This window comes from Ruegeria sp. Ofav3-42 (assembly GCF_022347725.1).
Taxonomy (GTDB): domain Bacteria; phylum Pseudomonadota; class Alphaproteobacteria; order Rhodobacterales; family Rhodobacteraceae; genus Ruegeria.
The window spans coordinates 1-14,167 of the sequence record NZ_JAKRGB010000028.1 but is presented as its reverse complement, the minus strand read 5'-3'; the positions used below and the strand labels follow the sequence as shown (position 1 = coordinate 14,167).

Below are 14,167 nucleotides of genomic sequence, written 5' to 3'. Positions count from 1 at the left end.
GCCGATGGATCCCCTTCTGCTCGGCGCCATTGTCGCCATCGCCACCATCCTAGTTCTGTTTTCAGGCGTATCGGTCGCCATCGGTCTGCTGATCGTTTCGGCTGGATTCCTGATCGTCTTCGACGGCCCCCGGTCGCTGGAGCTGATGCCGGAAATCCTGTTCGGTAAGCTTGATAACTTTGCTCTTCTGTCGATCCCGATGTTCATCATTATGGGGGCGTCCATTGCGTCGACGAGGGCCGGGGCGGACCTGTACGAAGCCCTTGAACGCTGGTTGACCCGTGTACCCGGTGGGCTGGTCGTATCAAACCTTGGCGCCTGCGCATTGTTTGCGGCCATGTCGGGATCGTCGCCCGCAACCTGCGCCGCCATCGGTAAGATGGGCATCCCCGAGATGCGCAAGCGTGGTTACCCCGATGGTGTTGCCGCCGGGTCCATTGCCGCTGGTGGCACTCTGGGCATCCTGATCCCTCCGTCGGTCACCATGATCGTCTATGGTATCGCCACCGAGACCTCGATTGGCCGCCTGTTTCTGGCCGGCGTAATCCCTGGTCTGATGCTGGTCGGCCTGTTCATGGCCTGGTCGCTCTATTCCACCTGGAAATCCGGCGACGCCACCCGTCTGGGGTCCGGCAGCTACACTTGGAGTGAACGGTTCGAAATCCTGCCTCGCGTGCTGCCCTTCCTCGGTATCATTCTGGGCGTGCTCTATGCGATGTATGGCGGCATCGCGACTCCGTCGGAGACGGCTGCTGTTGGTGCGTTGCTGTGTCTTCTGATTGCGATGATCATCTACAAACTGTGGAACCCCAAGGACATCTGGGTCGTGCTGCGAGATAGTACCAAGGAAAGCGTGATGATCCTGTTCATCATCGCCGCCGCCGGGGTGTTCTCGTACATGCTAAGCTCGCTGTTTATCACCCAGGCGATTGCCGAATGGATCGGTACGCTGGATGTGAACCGCTGGGTACTGATGGGCGCGGTCAACGTGTTCCTGCTGATCGCCGGGTTCTTCCTGCCACCCGTCGCGGTGATCCTGATGGCGGCACCGATCCTGCTGCCGATTATCACCACCGCCGGATTTGACCCGATCTGGTTCGCGGTTGTCCTGACCATCAACATGGAGATCGGTCTGATCTCGCCCCCGGTTGGTCTAAACCTTTATGTGATCAACGGCATCGCGCCCGACATCTCTTTGAAAACTATCCTGTCCGGCTCGCTGCCCTTTGTGGCCTGCATGGTGATCGCGATTGTCCTGCTGTGCTTCTTCCCGGGCCTCGCCACATGGCTGCCTGATCTGGTGATGGGAGCAGCGGTATGACCCTGTTTGCAGATCTTCTCTCAACTGTGTTCGAGCGGCGTCACCGCCGCCCGGGCGCGGCGACCCTCGACGGTCGCCCGCTGACCGAACTGGCAGATGCACTGGTGGGATCTGCTGGCGAGACATCCGGACTTGCCCTGGCCGAAGAGATTCTCAGCCGCTTCGAAACGCTGGATGATGATGAAAAACTTGAGTTTTTTCGTTATCTCGCCTCAGCCATGAATATCGACCCCGAGGCGGTTCGATCATCGCTTGACGAATATGAGCGCAACCCATCCAAAGCCAGCTATCAAACGTTTGCCGCCGCCGCCGAACCGGCGCGACAAGAGATGATCCGCCGCCTGAACCGGGTCCTTGGTGCAACCGGTGCGCTGGTGCAGATGCGCGCCGATCTGCTGCGGTTGGGCGGAAAAGAACCCGAGCTGCAGGCGCTGGATCTGGATTTCCGGCACCTGTTCGCCAGCTGGTTCAACCGGGGCTTTCTGGTCCTGCGTCCGATCAACTGGGAAAGTCCGGCGCATATTCTGGAAAAGATCATCGCCTATGAAGCCGTCCATGCCATCGATAGCTGGGACGACCTGCGCCGCAGGCTGGAGCCTACCGACCGGCGTTGCTTTGCCTTCTTTCACCCCTCAATGCCTGACGAGCCGCTGATCTTTGTCGAAGTTGCGCTGAACAGTGGGATACCCGGCTCAGTTCAGGCACTGCTGGCCGAAGACCGCGATCCCCTCCCCGAAGATCAGGCCGATACGGCGGTGTTCTACTCGATCTCGAACTGTCAGGCAGGGCTCGCCAGCATCTCTTTCGGCAATTCGCTGATCAAGCAGGTGGCCTCAGATCTGGCGGCGGAACTGACTGGGCTGAAGACCTTTGTCACCCTGTCGCCGATTCCAGGACTGACCAAGTGGCTGTCACAGCAAGGCATCGAATGGGACATGGAAGAGCCCGATCAGATGAAGGCGCTTGCGGCGCATTACCTGCTGAATGCCAAAGGCCCGGGCGATTTACCGTGCGATCCGGTAGCGCGGTTCCATCTGGGTAATGGCGCGCTGGTTTATGCAGTTCATGCCGATGCCGATGTTTCGGACAAGGGACGGGCGCAGTCCGGCGGCACCATGGTCAACTATCTCTACGACCTTGGCCGCGTTGCCCAAAACCACGAGCAGTTCGCCAATACCCGCGAGGTCATCGCCTCGACCGAGGCCAAGTCGCTGGCTGCGTCGGCCTCTCTCACCACGACACAAAAAGGTAAACCTTATGGCCAATCCTCTCTATGACGGTTTGTTCGGTGCTCATGCCGGTAAAGACACACCTTTTTTGCATCTGCTCGACGGTTCGGTGATCACGCATCAGGACTTCCTGAGTACCGCAGCACAGATCGCTCATGTGGCGACACAGCTGGGTCTGAAACCCGGCGACCGGGTTGCGGCGCAGATCGAGAAATCGCCCGAAGCGCTGGCGCTTTATGCGGCCTGCGCACAGGCGGGTCTGGTGTTCCTACCCCTCAACACAGCCTATACCGTCGATGAATTGACCTATTTCATTGAAAATAGCGGCGCCTCGCTGATCGTCTGCGACGCCAGAAGTGAAGAGAAACTCACCCCTGTTGGTGCACAACTTGGGGCGAAGGTGGAAACTCTTAACGCCGATGACACTGGCAGTCTGATGGATCAGGCGGCGGCTATGCCTGCGAGCTTCGAAACCGTCGACCGCGATGGGGACGATCTGGCGGCGTTCCTCTATACCTCGGGTACGACCGGCCGATCAAAAGGCGCGATGTTGACCCAGAACAACCTGTTGTCGAATGCACAGGCGCTGGTCACTGAATGGCGATTCACATCCGACGACGTGCTGCTGCATGCGCTGCCGATCTTTCACACTCACGGACTGTTTGTGGCAACCAATGTCACACTTGCTGCGGGCAGCAGCATCATATTCATGCCAAAGTTCGATCTGGATGAGATCATCGGGCGGATGCGACAGGCCACGACGATGATGGGCGTACCGACTTTCTATACCCGCCTGCTGGATGATGATCGGTTCACAAAGGAACTGGCCGAACATATGCGCCTGTTTGTTTCGGGTTCCGCGCCGCTGCTGGCGGAAACACATGCGCAATTCGAAGAGCGCACCGGCCATCGCATCCTGGAACGCTACGGCATGACCGAGACCAACATGAATACTTCAAATCCCTATGACGGTGACCGTCGTGCGGGTACCGTTGGGTTCCCGCTTCCGGGTGTTGAACTGAAAATCTGCGACTCTGATGGCAATTCACTTCCGCAAGGTGAGATCGGAGAGATTGAGGTGCGTGGGCCCAACGTGTTCAAGGGCTATTGGCAGATGCCAGAGAAAACCGCCGCCGAACTGCGTGAGAACGGGTTCTTCATCACCGGCGATCTGGGGCGGATCGACGAGGATGGCTATGTCCAGATCGTTGGCCGGAACAAGGACCTGATCATCTCAGGTGGCTACAACATCTATCCCAAGGAAATCGAGCTTGTGCTGGATGACCAGCCGGGTGTGCTGGAGAGTGCGGTCGTCGGTGTACCCCACCCGGATTTCGGTGAAACGGTTCTTGGTGTGATTGTCGCCGAACCGGGCGAGATCCCTAACCTTGAAGAGATGCAGGCTGCAGTATGCAACAGCCTCGCGCGGTTCAAACATCCCCGGCAGTTGATCGTGTTGGAGGAACTGCCCCGCAACACCATGGGCAAGGTTCAAAAGAACATCCTGCGTGACCGATACAAGGACCTGTTCGTCGCCGCGTAGGATGCCACTCCCCGGCCCGTCAGCCCTCTTCTCGACTATGCTGCGGGCCAAACTTCAACGGCCTGAAGGTACGATAGCTTTACTTTTAAGCCGTTGATTTTTAATTTATCAGGAGCTTGAGCTTAAATGTATCAGAATATCCTCGTTCCGATTTCGCTGGATGGAGACCGCGACGTGGCTCGCTCTGTTGAAGTTGCGCAGGCGCTTAAATCCGACGGTGGTCACATCACGTTTTTGCATGTCATAGAACATCTGCCTCAATATACGAACGACTTGCTTCCCGAGGATCATTTGGAACGCGTCAAAACTGTGGCTTCAGAAAAATTACGGGCATTGATGAATGGTGTGATGAATACTCGGATTGTGATCGTCGAAGGTCACGCAGGGCGCGGCATCCTCGATTATGCAGCTTCGCACGATGTCGATTGTATCGTGATTGCAAATCATCAACCCGGTCTGCAGGACTATCTGCTCGGGTCAACTGCAGCGCGTGTGGTCCGCCACGCACATAGTGCTGTTCACGTGATCAGGTAACTACATGGATCGTGTCGTTGTTGTTAAAACTCGCAGTCGAATGCAGACTCCGTCCGGACGCCTTGGCTACCGCACGACCATACACGAATGGCGGATTTCGGTATGCAGCACTGCATCATGTCAACAGACTGCCCATGCCCGCCTTGGGCCCCATCACCAGACCTAATGATTGTTTTGGAGCTTTGCCGCTTTTCATTCGAGATACAGCATTCGGGAAGTTTGGGCTCAATTGAGACCTCAACTGCGGCGTCAATGAATGACTGCTGTTCGTTTGGGTCAGATTTGAATGACGCGGTTCACTGATTTGTTGAGGTTTTAGCTGTCTATTGAGCCAAAGATTTGTGACGTGCCACATATCCTGTGTTGAACGTCGCGCAAACCTGACCCAACCGTCACAGCTGGACCAGAAATGTGATGAGCGTTCGGCATTAGAAGGCACCCCAAGTCAAATCTCCTTTCCACAACGAAAACAGATGCCTGGCTGAGATCAGTTGCTGTCAAACATCAGTTCACTTTGGTCTTCGCGTCACGACTGACCCAAAATCGTGAAAAAGAGCCCATTGCCGCCGTCGACCTAGCTTCAGTCATCCGCAGGTGAAGCACGTCGCGAGCCGCACATTCCGGACGGTCAAAACCAGATGTCAGATAGCTGGTGAGCGGACAAAGTCATCCTTCAGCTTTCCTGCGCCAACGTCCGCTCAATCGGTATGTTTAGGCGTTCAAGATGGTTTCGGTCGAACGAACCTCACCAAATTCACCTTGCAGGTTTGCCAGCGTCACAGAGTGAATTTGCTCGGCGCTGTGGCTCAATCCATCGGGCCCTGTCGCTTCATAGGCCCAGACGGCATCAGAGGCATAAACCATATCAAAGCCCAGGCTGCTGGCCGCGCGTGCGGCGGACTCTGCACAGTGATTGGCGGTGGCACCGCAGATAACCACGCGCTCAATATTCTCGGCCCGCAGATCGGTCTCAAGCGAGGTTCCGGCAAAAGCACTTGAGACGTTTTTGACGATCACCGGCTCATCCCCTTGGGGGGCCGCGAAAGGCTGGACCCGCGCGCCGGGGGCATCGGGGTGAAAAGGATCATCCGGGTCTAGCCCGTGATGGTGGACATGGATAACCTTGTCACCGTTTGCGCGAAAGTGGCCGAGAAGCCGGCCAATATTCTCGGCGGCTTCAGGGCATGACCGTACAGCGCCAGCGGCATCATCATGTGCCAGCGCCATTTGCACATCTATGACAATAAGAGCGGTTTTCATGGGCGTGTCCTTCATGCGTTGAGGTTGGAAGCGGCGCGATCCGCAAGAATCTTCTCTACGCGATCACCGTAGATTCTAATGTTAATATCGTCGCTGATCACGCGGCCTTCCTGTTCGTCATAGGTCAGGATTGCGGTGACGCGGGGAGTCTTGCCTTTGACTTCTGTCACCCCGTGCAGGGAATAACCGCCGCGGAACAGAGTAAACGTACCAGCGCCACGGTCGAACTTCTGTGCATGTGACATATCGCCAGCCAGCAAGCGATCCACCGCTTCTCGGTCTTCGGCCTCATCGGAGCGCGAGTTCGGTAAAAAGGCAAAGTCTCCTCCTGATTCAGCGGCTTGCAGCAATAGAGTCACGGTGCATTCCGTCGTATCATAGTGCCAAGCGTGCCAACTTCCTGGATGCAGGGCGACGACGTTTAGTGCCTGAAACTCATCTGCGCAGCGATACAGCACGTCTTTCTTTTGTACGCGACGCACAAATTCGGTCAGAAGCGGGGACTGGTAAAGCTGTTGAATAAGCGTTTCGTTCGGCAGCTGGTCGTTGGCCAATTGCGTTGCCACATGGGTATATTCCTTCCGACGCGGATCATCCTCAGGCAGCGACGGATCAATCGCACCTTGATAAATGTTACGTTTGATAGTCAGCACTTCAGCGGTGGGTAGTAAGGTATTGGATTCTTCTGCCAAAGCCGCCAAGGCCTCAGGGCGGATAAACCCGTCCAGATTGCACCAGCCGTGTTCGTCCATGTGGCCCTGACAGGACTTAAGAAAAGCCGCACCTTCGGCGCTTTCCAAATCCGCTATAGGATATCGCACCAGATCGACCAAGCTCAGTACAATATCGCTGTCTGCATCTCGATTGATCTGTGACATGTGCTGCCCCTTTTCGTCAGGTTGCTTTCACTACAGGTTCTGCATTTGTAGCCACAGCCCTAGGTGAAGCAAAACGAAAGAAATTGCCTCCATGAGCATAAAAAACTTATGATGGCGCAATGAAAAACAACCTCAACCTGAACTGGCTGCGTACATTCGAGGCCGCCGCACGACACCTTAGCTTCACTACTGCCAGCCGGGAACTAGGCCTGACACAAACGGCAGTCAGCCAGCACATAAAGGCGTTGGAGGGGCAGCTGGGGCAGAACCTTTTCATCCGTAAGGCTAAAAGTCTGCAATTGACGGAAATTGGCCGGGCCTATTTGATTTCGGTCCGCGACTCACTAGAGCATATTGCCTTTTCAACAAACGGGCTGTTTGGGCCAGCTTTGGAAAAGACTATCGTTGTGCGGGCGTCGGCGGCCATGATTATCTGGCTGGCTCCCCAACTTGCGTCCTTTCAAAAGGCCTACCCCGGCATCGGGATCAAACTTGTTACTTCGCTTTGGCAGAATGATCGCGAAGGGCATCCGGTGGACGTTGACATCCTGCTGGCCCCGCAAACCCAATCTGACACGCGCATGGTCAAGCTTTCTGACGAGTACATCGTTCCGGTATGTGGTGTAGCCAACGAGCACAAGATCAAAAAGCCGGAAGACCTGATTACCTTCGCGACCATCCATGTTCTGGGGTTTGACGACCATTGGGCACGCTATCTGTCGGCCTATGGTCTGCCCCATGCTGATGTTTCTCCGCGTGTTATCGTCGACACCTCAGTTGCCGCCTGCGAATTGGTGGCCTCGAACAACGGCTGCACTATCATGATCAAGCGTTTTGCGGAGCAGGCTATCTCGGCCAGCCGCCAGATCAGAATTGTCGGCGCTCCAGTTGATACCGGCCAGGCCCACTACGTCTTGCTGCGAAAAGCAGACCCTGCGGAAACACAGGTTTCGACCGCCTTTTGCAAGTGGTTGCAAACTCGCTTTTGAGGGCGGCCTCCAGCCGCTATGACCGGATCATGTCCTTTATGGAGGAGGAATTTGGCCGTTCGACATGGCCGCTGACCGCCGCCGACATAGTCATGGGCTATTGCCTCTCGGTGGCCGAGGTCCGAGTTGGGCGTCTGGAAAACCGCCGCAATGTGCGCCGTTTCCTGACCCAGATACGCGCGCATGCCGCCTACAGTGCGCGCTTGAAAAGAACGGCCCGTTCAACCCTTTGGCGGAGTGATCCCAACTTGACTAGGTTCCCGAAAACCTAATCGTTACAGCACTCAAACATTAATGATCAGGGCAGAACCTTAGCCCTGATCACCCACCCTCCGGTCTTACGGAGCGAGCCAGTTGAACGGTTCTGCCGGTACAAACTTCGTTGAGACGTCTCCCGCCAAAATCGGATGGTCCTTCAGTTCCAGTTTCTGCGGCTGGCTACCCTCGGCGAGGTCAAGTGCATTGATATCGACCCAATACACGTTCGGGCTGATCGCGGATTCGAAATAGTATCTGCCGCTGTCGTGATCCGCTACCGAGCGCCAAACGGTTGTTGCAAGGTTAGGTGCATCTGGGTCGGTGATCCCCAAGGGAACGGATACGTTGCGGATAATGGAAAACGCAGCCGCGGTCGCCATGCGGGGATCCTCGAACTCAGGAACGCTGCTCAGGTAGAAGGACGCCCGCGTAAATCGATCCGCTGCACGATTTGTTCCGGGCAACATTGATAGGCCGCCCACCTGATCCCAATAGGCGGTCAACGCCAGTTGTTCGTCATAAATCGGAGAGTTGGTCATCACGCGGTATTCTTCGCCATGATGAATGATAAGCTCACCGTTCACGTACTCAAAAATCGCAGAGTCGCCATTTTTGTCAGACAGCGACAGGTGCAGGCCCGCGTCATGGCCGTTGGGAAGCTTGGGAGCAACCATGTCGAATGGTTTAGATGACAGGTCTTCGACCGCCTCGGCAACAGTGGCGTAGTTGTCCAGCGCATACTGCGCCCAGGCCCCAACCGATAGTTTCGGCTTGCCGGTTTCATCGCCGTAATCCGCCTCTGCCAGATACAAGAGATTAGCTACAAGCCCGGCTTCGTTCATGCCGTCGACTGTGCCGATATCATAGCCGGACAGAGTGATTGATCCGTACTTGGAAACCCATTCGATTGAGCCGTCACCCAATCCGCCATCACGCTCCATACCCTTGGGGAAGGACCAGAAATCGGATCCGATATCTTCGAACCAGTCCAGACTTCTGGCGGTGAGGTAACCGTCAGTTCCGGTTTTATAGAGGAGACGGGTGCAGGCGTCAGCAGAGACCGTCATTGCAGCTACGGCAAGGATCCCGCTGACACCAGCAACAATGTTGCGCATTGGTTTTTTCATTTTGAAACTCCGTGGAAAATTTCGTGTAGGTTGGTTTTGCCGTCAAATTTTGAGCGCTTTGCAAAGCTATAAGAAGCTGGCGCAACGTTGGATTTGACATGAATCATTGAGCCATCGGTCTATCTGCACAATTGCAAGGCTTCAGTTAAACTATCCATACACCTGATGACCGCGACCCTGCATACAATTTATCAGGGCTTGCCGCCTGATCAGATCGTCTTCGTACTGGCCTTTGACAGATCCGAAAATGCCTCCGGCCACAGCGCCACCAAGAGCATCATAACCATCACCAATCGCCGCACCGGTCAATGCGCCGTCGATCGCGCCAAAAGCCGTTTCCATCTCTCGCTTACCCGAATGGTAGTTCGCGGCCAAAGCTCTGCACTCGGTCTCGTCGGACAGGAAATTTGCATTCCTGGTGCCGTCCACAGCTAACGGCTTCTGCATGGGATATTGGGTGCAGGCAGAAAGGCCAAGCAAAGCGATGCAAAGGAACTTTTTCATCCGGGGTTTCCTCTTGTTTTGGGACGTTTAATCCGGGCGGTTGCGCCATCGATTTCGTCCTTCGATTGACACCAATTAGATAGGAAGCCCTGAGGTTGTTCTTAGTATCGGTTCAATTTTCTGACGCTGCGTAAATTAGTTGCATCGCTCGAATGTCTTTTTCGTGGACAAAGCAGACGTAGATTCAATGCGGAGCATCAGACGCCTTGGGCTGAGGCTGTGTGGAAACTCTTTTGGTTTTGCGGCTCAAAAGGTTTTCTGCAGGTTTCTTTTGGGTTTTCCGGTTTTTGGACCATTTTGGCGCTTGTTGCGTTGGAGCGGGGATGAAACTGAGCTCTTATGGTCTGGTGGTCGTCCGAGGAAGGCCGGGCGCGGGCGCAGGCAGGTGGCGTTCAGGTTGCCGCGAGCCGCGAAGTCTTCTTTGCCGACAGCGATGTTGTCTTGGTCCATGTTCGCCTGAAACCACACACACGAAATCATCACGGCGTCTGATTTCTCGCAGATGCAACCGGGAGCACTGTTTGTGAATACGTCCCGCGTAGGCCTTATCGAGAAGGGTGCGTTGCTTGAGGCATTGAATGCCGGTTATCCTGGTAGGGCTGAAATTGATGTCTTTGAGGTCGAGCCCCTTACTGACCCGAATGACCTGTTGCTATCGCATCCAAATCTGATCGCTACGCTAAATGTCGGTTTTGTGACCGAGGATGAGTTCGATCTGCAATTCTCGGACATGTTCGATCAGGTGAACGCCTATGCCCAAGGCGCACCGATCCACATGATCAACCCCAAGGTTTGGACCAGTTCAGGATAAGGTTGGCCGCGATAGGCGCACCGATGATTACCAACACGAACCTTGTCAGGTGGTGTGTGATAACAAAGCCCAAGTCCGCGCCCGAGACGATGGCCAGAACTGTCATATCTGCCTGTCCGCCGGGCGCAAAAGCCAATTAGCCTCGACTGGTTGGCCAAGCCCCAACGTGGTGACAACAGCGGTGAAAGCGGTCGCTTGGATTGCGAAGACAAGAACATAGGCGACGCCTGCTGCTAACAATCGACGTAGTCCGACCCATGTCACGCCTACGAATTTTACGCCGATCCCGCAGCCGAAAAAGAACTGCGCTGCAAGGATGGCCTCGCGAGGCGTTCGGGCGTCAATGAAGTGGCCCAGTGGCAATGTTGCTGTCAGGTTCAATGGTCCTAGGATCAACGCCCCGAACAAGCCTGATCCGCTATCCGCCTTGCAGCTGACAAAGGCCGCCAGAACCATCAGTGCCAATTCGTGTAGTGGCAGGTTGCGCGTAGGCTCTACGATTGGGTTGGTGCGCAGGGTGTCGTAACACACTGTCAGAAAAAGCGGCGCCGGTATCACGATGATTAGAACGCGTGATTCGTGGATCAGGGACAGCGTACGCGGGATTGCATTTGCTTCGGTTCCGAAGATGATCATGTCCTGCAGTCGGCCGGTCATGGCTACCTAAAACGCAGTCGTGGTGCCAAAGCCCCAGACCTTGCGGAAGTAGGGCACTCCGACCAACGCGATCAGCGCACTGGCGTAGCCATCTTTGGCAGTTCTGTAAAAAGGGCCGGGGTAATCGAAGCGCCAACCGCCACGCCCAGAATAATGCGCACCGCAACCGAGACCTGACCAAACCCTTCCATAGGGGCGTGAGCCATGGCTGCAATCTGGCGCGTGCTCATTGGGCCAAACAGAAAAGGCATTGGCAGATCCAATGCCCAGAATATTCCTGTGCCCGGAAGTGCAAGACCCGGTGTTATGGCCCACTTCTTTAGGAGAGGAGGTGTTTGTTCCCGGTAGGCAAGGTGTGGCTTTCGACGATATTGACTTGTGATGTATCCAAATGCATACAAGAGGACGCAAGAAGACAGGTAAGCGCTTGATGACCATTCAGGACGACCCTTTACTGCCTTGCCCGCAGGGCAATTCCGCGTATCAGCGTTTGCTGGACGAGGTTCGCGACGGCACTCTTCCGCCCGGCGAACGTCTACGCGAGATCGAGCTGTCAGAACGGTTGGGCGTCAGCCGCACCCCGGTGCGCGAGGCGATCCGGCAGTTGGAGGCTGACGGGCTGGTCACCCACGTCCCAAGACTGGGCGCCACCGGTCGCAGTCTGGATTATGCAGAGGTAATGGAGCTCTATGAAATGCGCGCAGTGCTTGAGGGGACTGCGGCCCGTCTGGCGGCACGTGCGGCGTCGGATGCCGAATTGGACGAGTTGGACATGCTGAATGACCGGATGGCCGAGGCTGGTACCGGCCCGGATGCGGCGCGGATAAATCGGGTTTTCCATGCCACGCTTCTGGACGCTGCCAAGAACCGGTTTCTTGCGAATTCGATGTTGCCCTTGCAAAAGGCGCTGCTGATCCTTGGGTCTTCGCAATTGTTGGACGGTGATCGGGCCGGGACGGCAGTGGCCGAACACCGGCGTATCATGGCCGCTTTGAAGGCCCGCGATGGTGCTGCAGCCGAGACAGGGATGCGCTCGCATATTCAGGCCGCACAACGGATGCGCATCCGTGCGTTGCAGGACCGCGACCGCACAATCGACGAAAATGAGTAGGTAAGCAGGATATGGCCACCCAAAAGGAAGCTTACGATATCGCAGTGATCGGCGGCGGGAACGCCGCCCTTTGCGCTGCGATGACCGCCGCCGAGGCAGGCGCCCGCGTTTTGATCCTTGAAACAGCGCCGAAACCTTATCGCGGCGGAAACTCACGTCACACGCGCAACTTTCGTTGCATGCACAAATCTCCTTTGGGTCCGTTGATCGAGGAGTACAGCGAGGATGAATACCTATCGGATCTGCTGAAAGTCACCAATGGCAAGACCGACGAGCATTTGGCGCGTCTGGCAATCCGAACCTCGGAAGAGTGTCTGCCGTGGATGGAGGAACACGGCGTTCGCTTTCAACCATCACTGTCCGGGACCCTCTCGCTGGCCCGGACAAATGCCTTCTTTATGGGGGGCGGTAAGTCTCTGGTGAATGCCTATTACAGGACAGCGGCGGGTTTGGGCGTTGATGTGCTATATGAGGCCGCAGTTACACATCTGGAACTGAATGGCGACCAGATCGAGTGGGTTGATTACACCTTTGAAGGCCAGTCTCATCGCATCACTCCTAAAGCAATCATTGTCGCTTCGGGAGGGTTTCAGGCCGACACGGATTGGCTCACCCGCGCTTGGGGTGAACCTGCGAAAAATTTCCTTATCCGGGGCACGCCCTACAACCGGGGTGTGGTGCTGGCAGATCTTCTGGAACAGGGCGTCGAAAGCGTTGGCGATCCAACGCAATGCCACGCTGTCGCCATCGACGGGCGCGCGCCAAAATTCGACGGCGGCATCGTCACCCGTCTGGATTGCGTGCCGTTTTCCATCGTCGTGAACAAAGAGGCCGAGCGGTTCTATGACGAGGGTGAGGACGTTTGGCCCAAGCGCTACGCAATCTGGGGACGTTTGGTAGCGACCCAACCGGATCAGGTGGGTTACGTTGTCATTGATGCAAAATCGCTGAACCTGTTCATGCCCTCTGTGTTCCCCCCGTTGAAAGCGGACACGTTGGAAGAACTGGCCGGGATGATGGGCCTGCCCGCAGACAAACTGACCGCGACTGTCGCCGAATTCAACGCTGCTTGCGGAGATACCAGCGGCTTTCACCCGACAGAGCTGGACGGTGTCTCTACCGCAGGCCTGACCCCACCCAAGACCAATTGGGCCCGCCCAATCACCAAACCGCCTTTCTATGGCTACTCGCTGCGGACTGGCGTGACCTTCACTTACCTCGGGTTCAAAGTTAACGACACGGCCCAGTGTTCAACGTCAAACGGCAAGATCAAGAACCTTTGGGCGGCCGGCGAGACCATGGCCGGGTCGATCCTTGGACAAGGCTATCTGGCCGGCTTCGGCATGACCATCGGAACCGTATTTGGACGCATCGCAGGACGTGAGGCTGCCGCTTATGCAAACTGATCGTATTCAAGAAGCCCGTCGCCAGGCCGAGATCTGCAATGCCTGTCGCTATTGCGAGGGCTATTGCTCGGTCTTCCCGTCGCTGCACGCGGAACGCGCGTTCTCGGATGGGGATATCACGCAACTGGCCAACCTCTGCCACAACTGTCGGGGTTGCTATTACGCGTGTCAGTATACAGCGCCTCACGAGTTCGATCTGAACTTCCCCAAGGCACTGGCCGAGGTGCGGCGGGACAGTTGGGAAAGCTTAGCATGGCCGCAGCCGTTGGCGCGCCGGTTCCACACCCATGGCGGGGCTATCGCCCTGGCGCTTGTGATCGGATTTGCTCTGTTGTTCTGGGCCATCCGCGCCATCGGATCGAGCGGAGGCGAGGGGTTCTACGCCGTCCTGTCCCATAATGCGATGGTGGCAATATTTGCGCCCGCGTTCCTGCTGCCTCTGTTCAGCATAGCCATCAGCCTCAGACGCTACTGGGCCGAAGTTGGCGGCAAATCCATCCAGATGTCTGATCTGACGGCTGCGTTCAAACGCGTGGGCA

17 protein-coding genes and 1 pseudogene are annotated in these 14,167 nt (G+C 56.2%); 11 read left to right on the top strand and 7 right to left on the bottom strand.

Features of this window, described 5'->3' with window-relative positions:
- Positions 1 to 4: 4 nt before the first annotated feature.
- The 4 genes from MHN28_RS23490 (at position 5) to MHN28_RS23475 (ending at position 4,627) form a co-directional block, all read left to right on the top strand.
- Positions 5 to 1,321, top strand: coding sequence for a TRAP transporter large permease (locus MHN28_RS23490; protein ID WP_239345318.1), 1,317 nt, complete (start codon positions 5 to 7; stop codon positions 1,319 to 1,321).
- Positions 1,318 to 2,598, top strand: a complete 1,281-nt coding sequence (locus tag MHN28_RS23485) for a malonyl-CoA decarboxylase (RefSeq protein ID WP_239345317.1) — start codon at positions 1,318 to 1,320, stop codon at positions 2,596 to 2,598. Before MHN28_RS23490 ends, MHN28_RS23485 begins: the two co-directional genes overlap by 4 nt.
- Complete coding sequence (locus tag MHN28_RS23480) at positions 2,579 to 4,093, top strand: malonyl-CoA synthase (RefSeq protein WP_239345315.1); 1,515 nt, start codon at positions 2,579 to 2,581, stop codon at positions 4,091 to 4,093. The genes MHN28_RS23485 and MHN28_RS23480 overlap by 20 nt, the downstream gene beginning before the upstream one ends.
- A gap of 126 nt (positions 4,094 to 4,219) precedes the next feature.
- The gene (locus MHN28_RS23475; protein WP_239345313.1) at positions 4,220 to 4,627 is read left to right on the top strand and encodes a universal stress protein; all 408 of its coding nucleotides are present in this window, start codon (positions 4,220 to 4,222) and stop codon (positions 4,625 to 4,627) included.
- Between the two features lie 711 nt (positions 4,628 to 5,338).
- On the opposite strand, the gene MHN28_RS23470 is transcribed toward MHN28_RS23475, so the two are convergent.
- Positions 5,339 to 5,887 carry an isochorismatase family protein gene (locus MHN28_RS23470; protein ID WP_239345311.1) on the bottom strand — a complete coding sequence of 183 codons (549 nt, stop codon included), beginning with the start codon at positions 5,885 to 5,887 and terminating at the stop codon, positions 5,339 to 5,341.
- An 11-nt stretch (positions 5,888 to 5,898) separates the two neighbouring features.
- The gene (locus tag MHN28_RS23465; protein WP_239345309.1) at positions 5,899 to 6,765 is read right to left on the bottom strand and encodes a hypothetical protein; all 867 of its coding nucleotides are present in this window, start codon (positions 6,763 to 6,765) and stop codon (positions 5,899 to 5,901) included.
- 119 nt (positions 6,766 to 6,884) lie between these two features.
- Between MHN28_RS23465 and MHN28_RS23460 the strand changes: the two genes are divergently transcribed.
- Both MHN28_RS23460 and MHN28_RS23455 read left to right on the top strand, forming a co-directional pair.
- Positions 6,885 to 7,754 (top strand): LysR family transcriptional regulator, encoded by an 870-nt coding sequence (locus tag MHN28_RS23460; RefSeq protein ID WP_239345307.1) that lies wholly within the window; start codon positions 6,885 to 6,887, stop codon positions 7,752 to 7,754.
- Between the two features lie 29 nt (positions 7,755 to 7,783).
- Positions 7,784 to 8,026 (top strand): hypothetical protein, encoded by a 243-nt coding sequence (locus tag MHN28_RS23455; RefSeq protein WP_239345305.1) that lies wholly within the window; start codon positions 7,784 to 7,786, stop codon positions 8,024 to 8,026.
- Between the two features lie 66 nt (positions 8,027 to 8,092).
- Here the strand turns inward: MHN28_RS23455 and MHN28_RS23450 are convergent, their stop codons facing one another.
- Positions 8,093 to 9,139 carry a linear amide C-N hydrolase gene (locus MHN28_RS23450; protein ID WP_239345303.1) on the bottom strand — a complete coding sequence of 349 codons (1,047 nt, stop codon included), beginning with the start codon at positions 9,137 to 9,139 and terminating at the stop codon, positions 8,093 to 8,095.
- 150 nt (positions 9,140 to 9,289) lie between these two features.
- Positions 9,290 to 9,643 carry a glycine zipper family protein gene (locus MHN28_RS23445; protein WP_239345301.1) on the bottom strand — a complete coding sequence of 118 codons (354 nt, stop codon included), beginning with the start codon at positions 9,641 to 9,643 and terminating at the stop codon, positions 9,290 to 9,292.
- Between the two features lie 339 nt (positions 9,644 to 9,982).
- On the opposite strand from MHN28_RS23445, the gene MHN28_RS23440 reads away from it, so the two are divergent.
- Positions 9,983 to 10,135: a hypothetical protein gene (locus MHN28_RS23440; protein ID WP_239345299.1), complete on the top strand. Its 153-nt coding sequence runs from the start codon at positions 9,983 to 9,985 to the stop codon at positions 10,133 to 10,135.
- 31 nt (positions 10,136 to 10,166) lie between these two features.
- The gene (locus tag MHN28_RS23435; RefSeq protein WP_239345297.1) at positions 10,167 to 10,454 is read left to right on the top strand and encodes an NAD(P)-dependent oxidoreductase; all 288 of its coding nucleotides are present in this window, start codon (positions 10,167 to 10,169) and stop codon (positions 10,452 to 10,454) included.
- On the opposite strand, the gene MHN28_RS24905 is transcribed toward MHN28_RS23435, so the two are convergent.
- From MHN28_RS24905 to MHN28_RS23425, 3 genes are all read right to left on the bottom strand, one after another.
- Positions 10,423 to 10,560 carry an AbrB family transcriptional regulator gene (locus tag MHN28_RS24905; RefSeq protein ID WP_255733624.1) on the bottom strand — a complete coding sequence of 46 codons (138 nt, stop codon included), beginning with the start codon at positions 10,558 to 10,560 and terminating at the stop codon, positions 10,423 to 10,425. The two genes, MHN28_RS23435 and MHN28_RS24905, sit on opposite strands and share 32 nt — an antisense overlap.
- Positions 10,557 to 11,111: an AbrB family transcriptional regulator gene (locus MHN28_RS23430; RefSeq protein WP_255733622.1), complete on the bottom strand. Its 555-nt coding sequence runs from the start codon at positions 11,109 to 11,111 to the stop codon at positions 10,557 to 10,559. The genes MHN28_RS24905 and MHN28_RS23430 overlap by 4 nt, the downstream gene beginning before the upstream one ends.
- A 71-nt stretch (positions 11,112 to 11,182) precedes the next feature.
- Positions 11,183 to 11,362: a hypothetical protein gene (locus MHN28_RS23425; RefSeq protein ID WP_239345295.1), complete on the bottom strand. Its 180-nt coding sequence runs from the start codon at positions 11,360 to 11,362 to the stop codon at positions 11,183 to 11,185.
- 179 nt (positions 11,363 to 11,541) lie between these two features.
- On the opposite strand from MHN28_RS23425, the gene MHN28_RS23420 reads away from it, so the two are divergent.
- From MHN28_RS23420 to MHN28_RS23410, 3 genes and pseudogenes are all read left to right on the top strand, one after another.
- Positions 11,542 to 12,222 (top strand): GntR family transcriptional regulator, encoded by a 681-nt coding sequence (locus MHN28_RS23420; protein ID WP_239345293.1) that lies wholly within the window; start codon positions 11,542 to 11,544, stop codon positions 12,220 to 12,222.
- Positions 12,223 to 12,233: 11 nt separating this feature from the next.
- Positions 12,234 to 13,628, top strand: a complete 1,395-nt coding sequence (tcuA, locus tag MHN28_RS23415) for an FAD-dependent tricarballylate dehydrogenase TcuA (protein ID WP_239345291.1) — start codon at positions 12,234 to 12,236, stop codon at positions 13,626 to 13,628.
- Positions 13,618 to 14,167: pseudogene (locus MHN28_RS23410) on the top strand (4Fe-4S ferredoxin); the annotation flags it as partial. The gene tcuA and the pseudogene MHN28_RS23410, both read left to right, overlap by 11 nt.

Bases quoted from the DNA above. Each gene is read 5' to 3' on its own strand.
- MHN28_RS23490 (WP_239345318.1), top strand. From the start codon at position 5: ATGGATCCCCTTCTGCTCGGCGCCATTGTCGCCATCGCCACCATCCTA.
- MHN28_RS23485 (WP_239345317.1), top strand. From the start codon at position 1,318: ATGACCCTGTTTGCAGATCTTCTCTCAACTGTGTTCGAGCGGCGTCAC.
- MHN28_RS23480 (WP_239345315.1), top strand. From the start codon at position 2,579: ATGGCCAATCCTCTCTATGACGGTTTGTTCGGTGCTCATGCCGGTAAA.
- MHN28_RS23475 (WP_239345313.1), top strand. From the start codon at position 4,220: ATGTATCAGAATATCCTCGTTCCGATTTCGCTGGATGGAGACCGCGAC.
- MHN28_RS23470 (WP_239345311.1), bottom strand. From the start codon at position 5,887: ATGAAAACCGCTCTTATTGTCATAGATGTGCAAATGGCGCTGGCACAT.
- MHN28_RS23465 (WP_239345309.1), bottom strand. From the start codon at position 6,765: ATGTCACAGATCAATCGAGATGCAGACAGCGATATTGTACTGAGCTTG.
- MHN28_RS23460 (WP_239345307.1), top strand. From the start codon at position 6,885: ATGAAAAACAACCTCAACCTGAACTGGCTGCGTACATTCGAGGCCGCC.
- MHN28_RS23455 (WP_239345305.1), top strand. From the start codon at position 7,784: ATGTCCTTTATGGAGGAGGAATTTGGCCGTTCGACATGGCCGCTGACC.
- MHN28_RS23450 (WP_239345303.1), bottom strand. From the start codon at position 9,139: ATGAAAAAACCAATGCGCAACATTGTTGCTGGTGTCAGCGGGATCCTT.
- MHN28_RS23445 (WP_239345301.1), bottom strand. From the start codon at position 9,643: ATGAAAAAGTTCCTTTGCATCGCTTTGCTTGGCCTTTCTGCCTGCACC.
- MHN28_RS23440 (WP_239345299.1), top strand. From the start codon at position 9,983: ATGGTCTGGTGGTCGTCCGAGGAAGGCCGGGCGCGGGCGCAGGCAGGT.
- MHN28_RS24905 (WP_255733624.1), bottom strand. From the start codon at position 10,560: ATGACAGTTCTGGCCATCGTCTCGGGCGCGGACTTGGGCTTTGTTATC.
- MHN28_RS23430 (WP_255733622.1), bottom strand. From the start codon at position 11,111: ATGACCGGCCGACTGCAGGACATGATCATCTTCGGAACCGAAGCAAAT.
- MHN28_RS23425 (WP_239345295.1), bottom strand. From the start codon at position 11,362: ATGCCTTTTCTGTTTGGCCCAATGAGCACGCGCCAGATTGCAGCCATG.
- MHN28_RS23420 (WP_239345293.1), top strand. From the start codon at position 11,542: ATGACCATTCAGGACGACCCTTTACTGCCTTGCCCGCAGGGCAATTCC.
- tcuA (WP_239345291.1), top strand. From the start codon at position 12,234: ATGGCCACCCAAAAGGAAGCTTACGATATCGCAGTGATCGGCGGCGGG.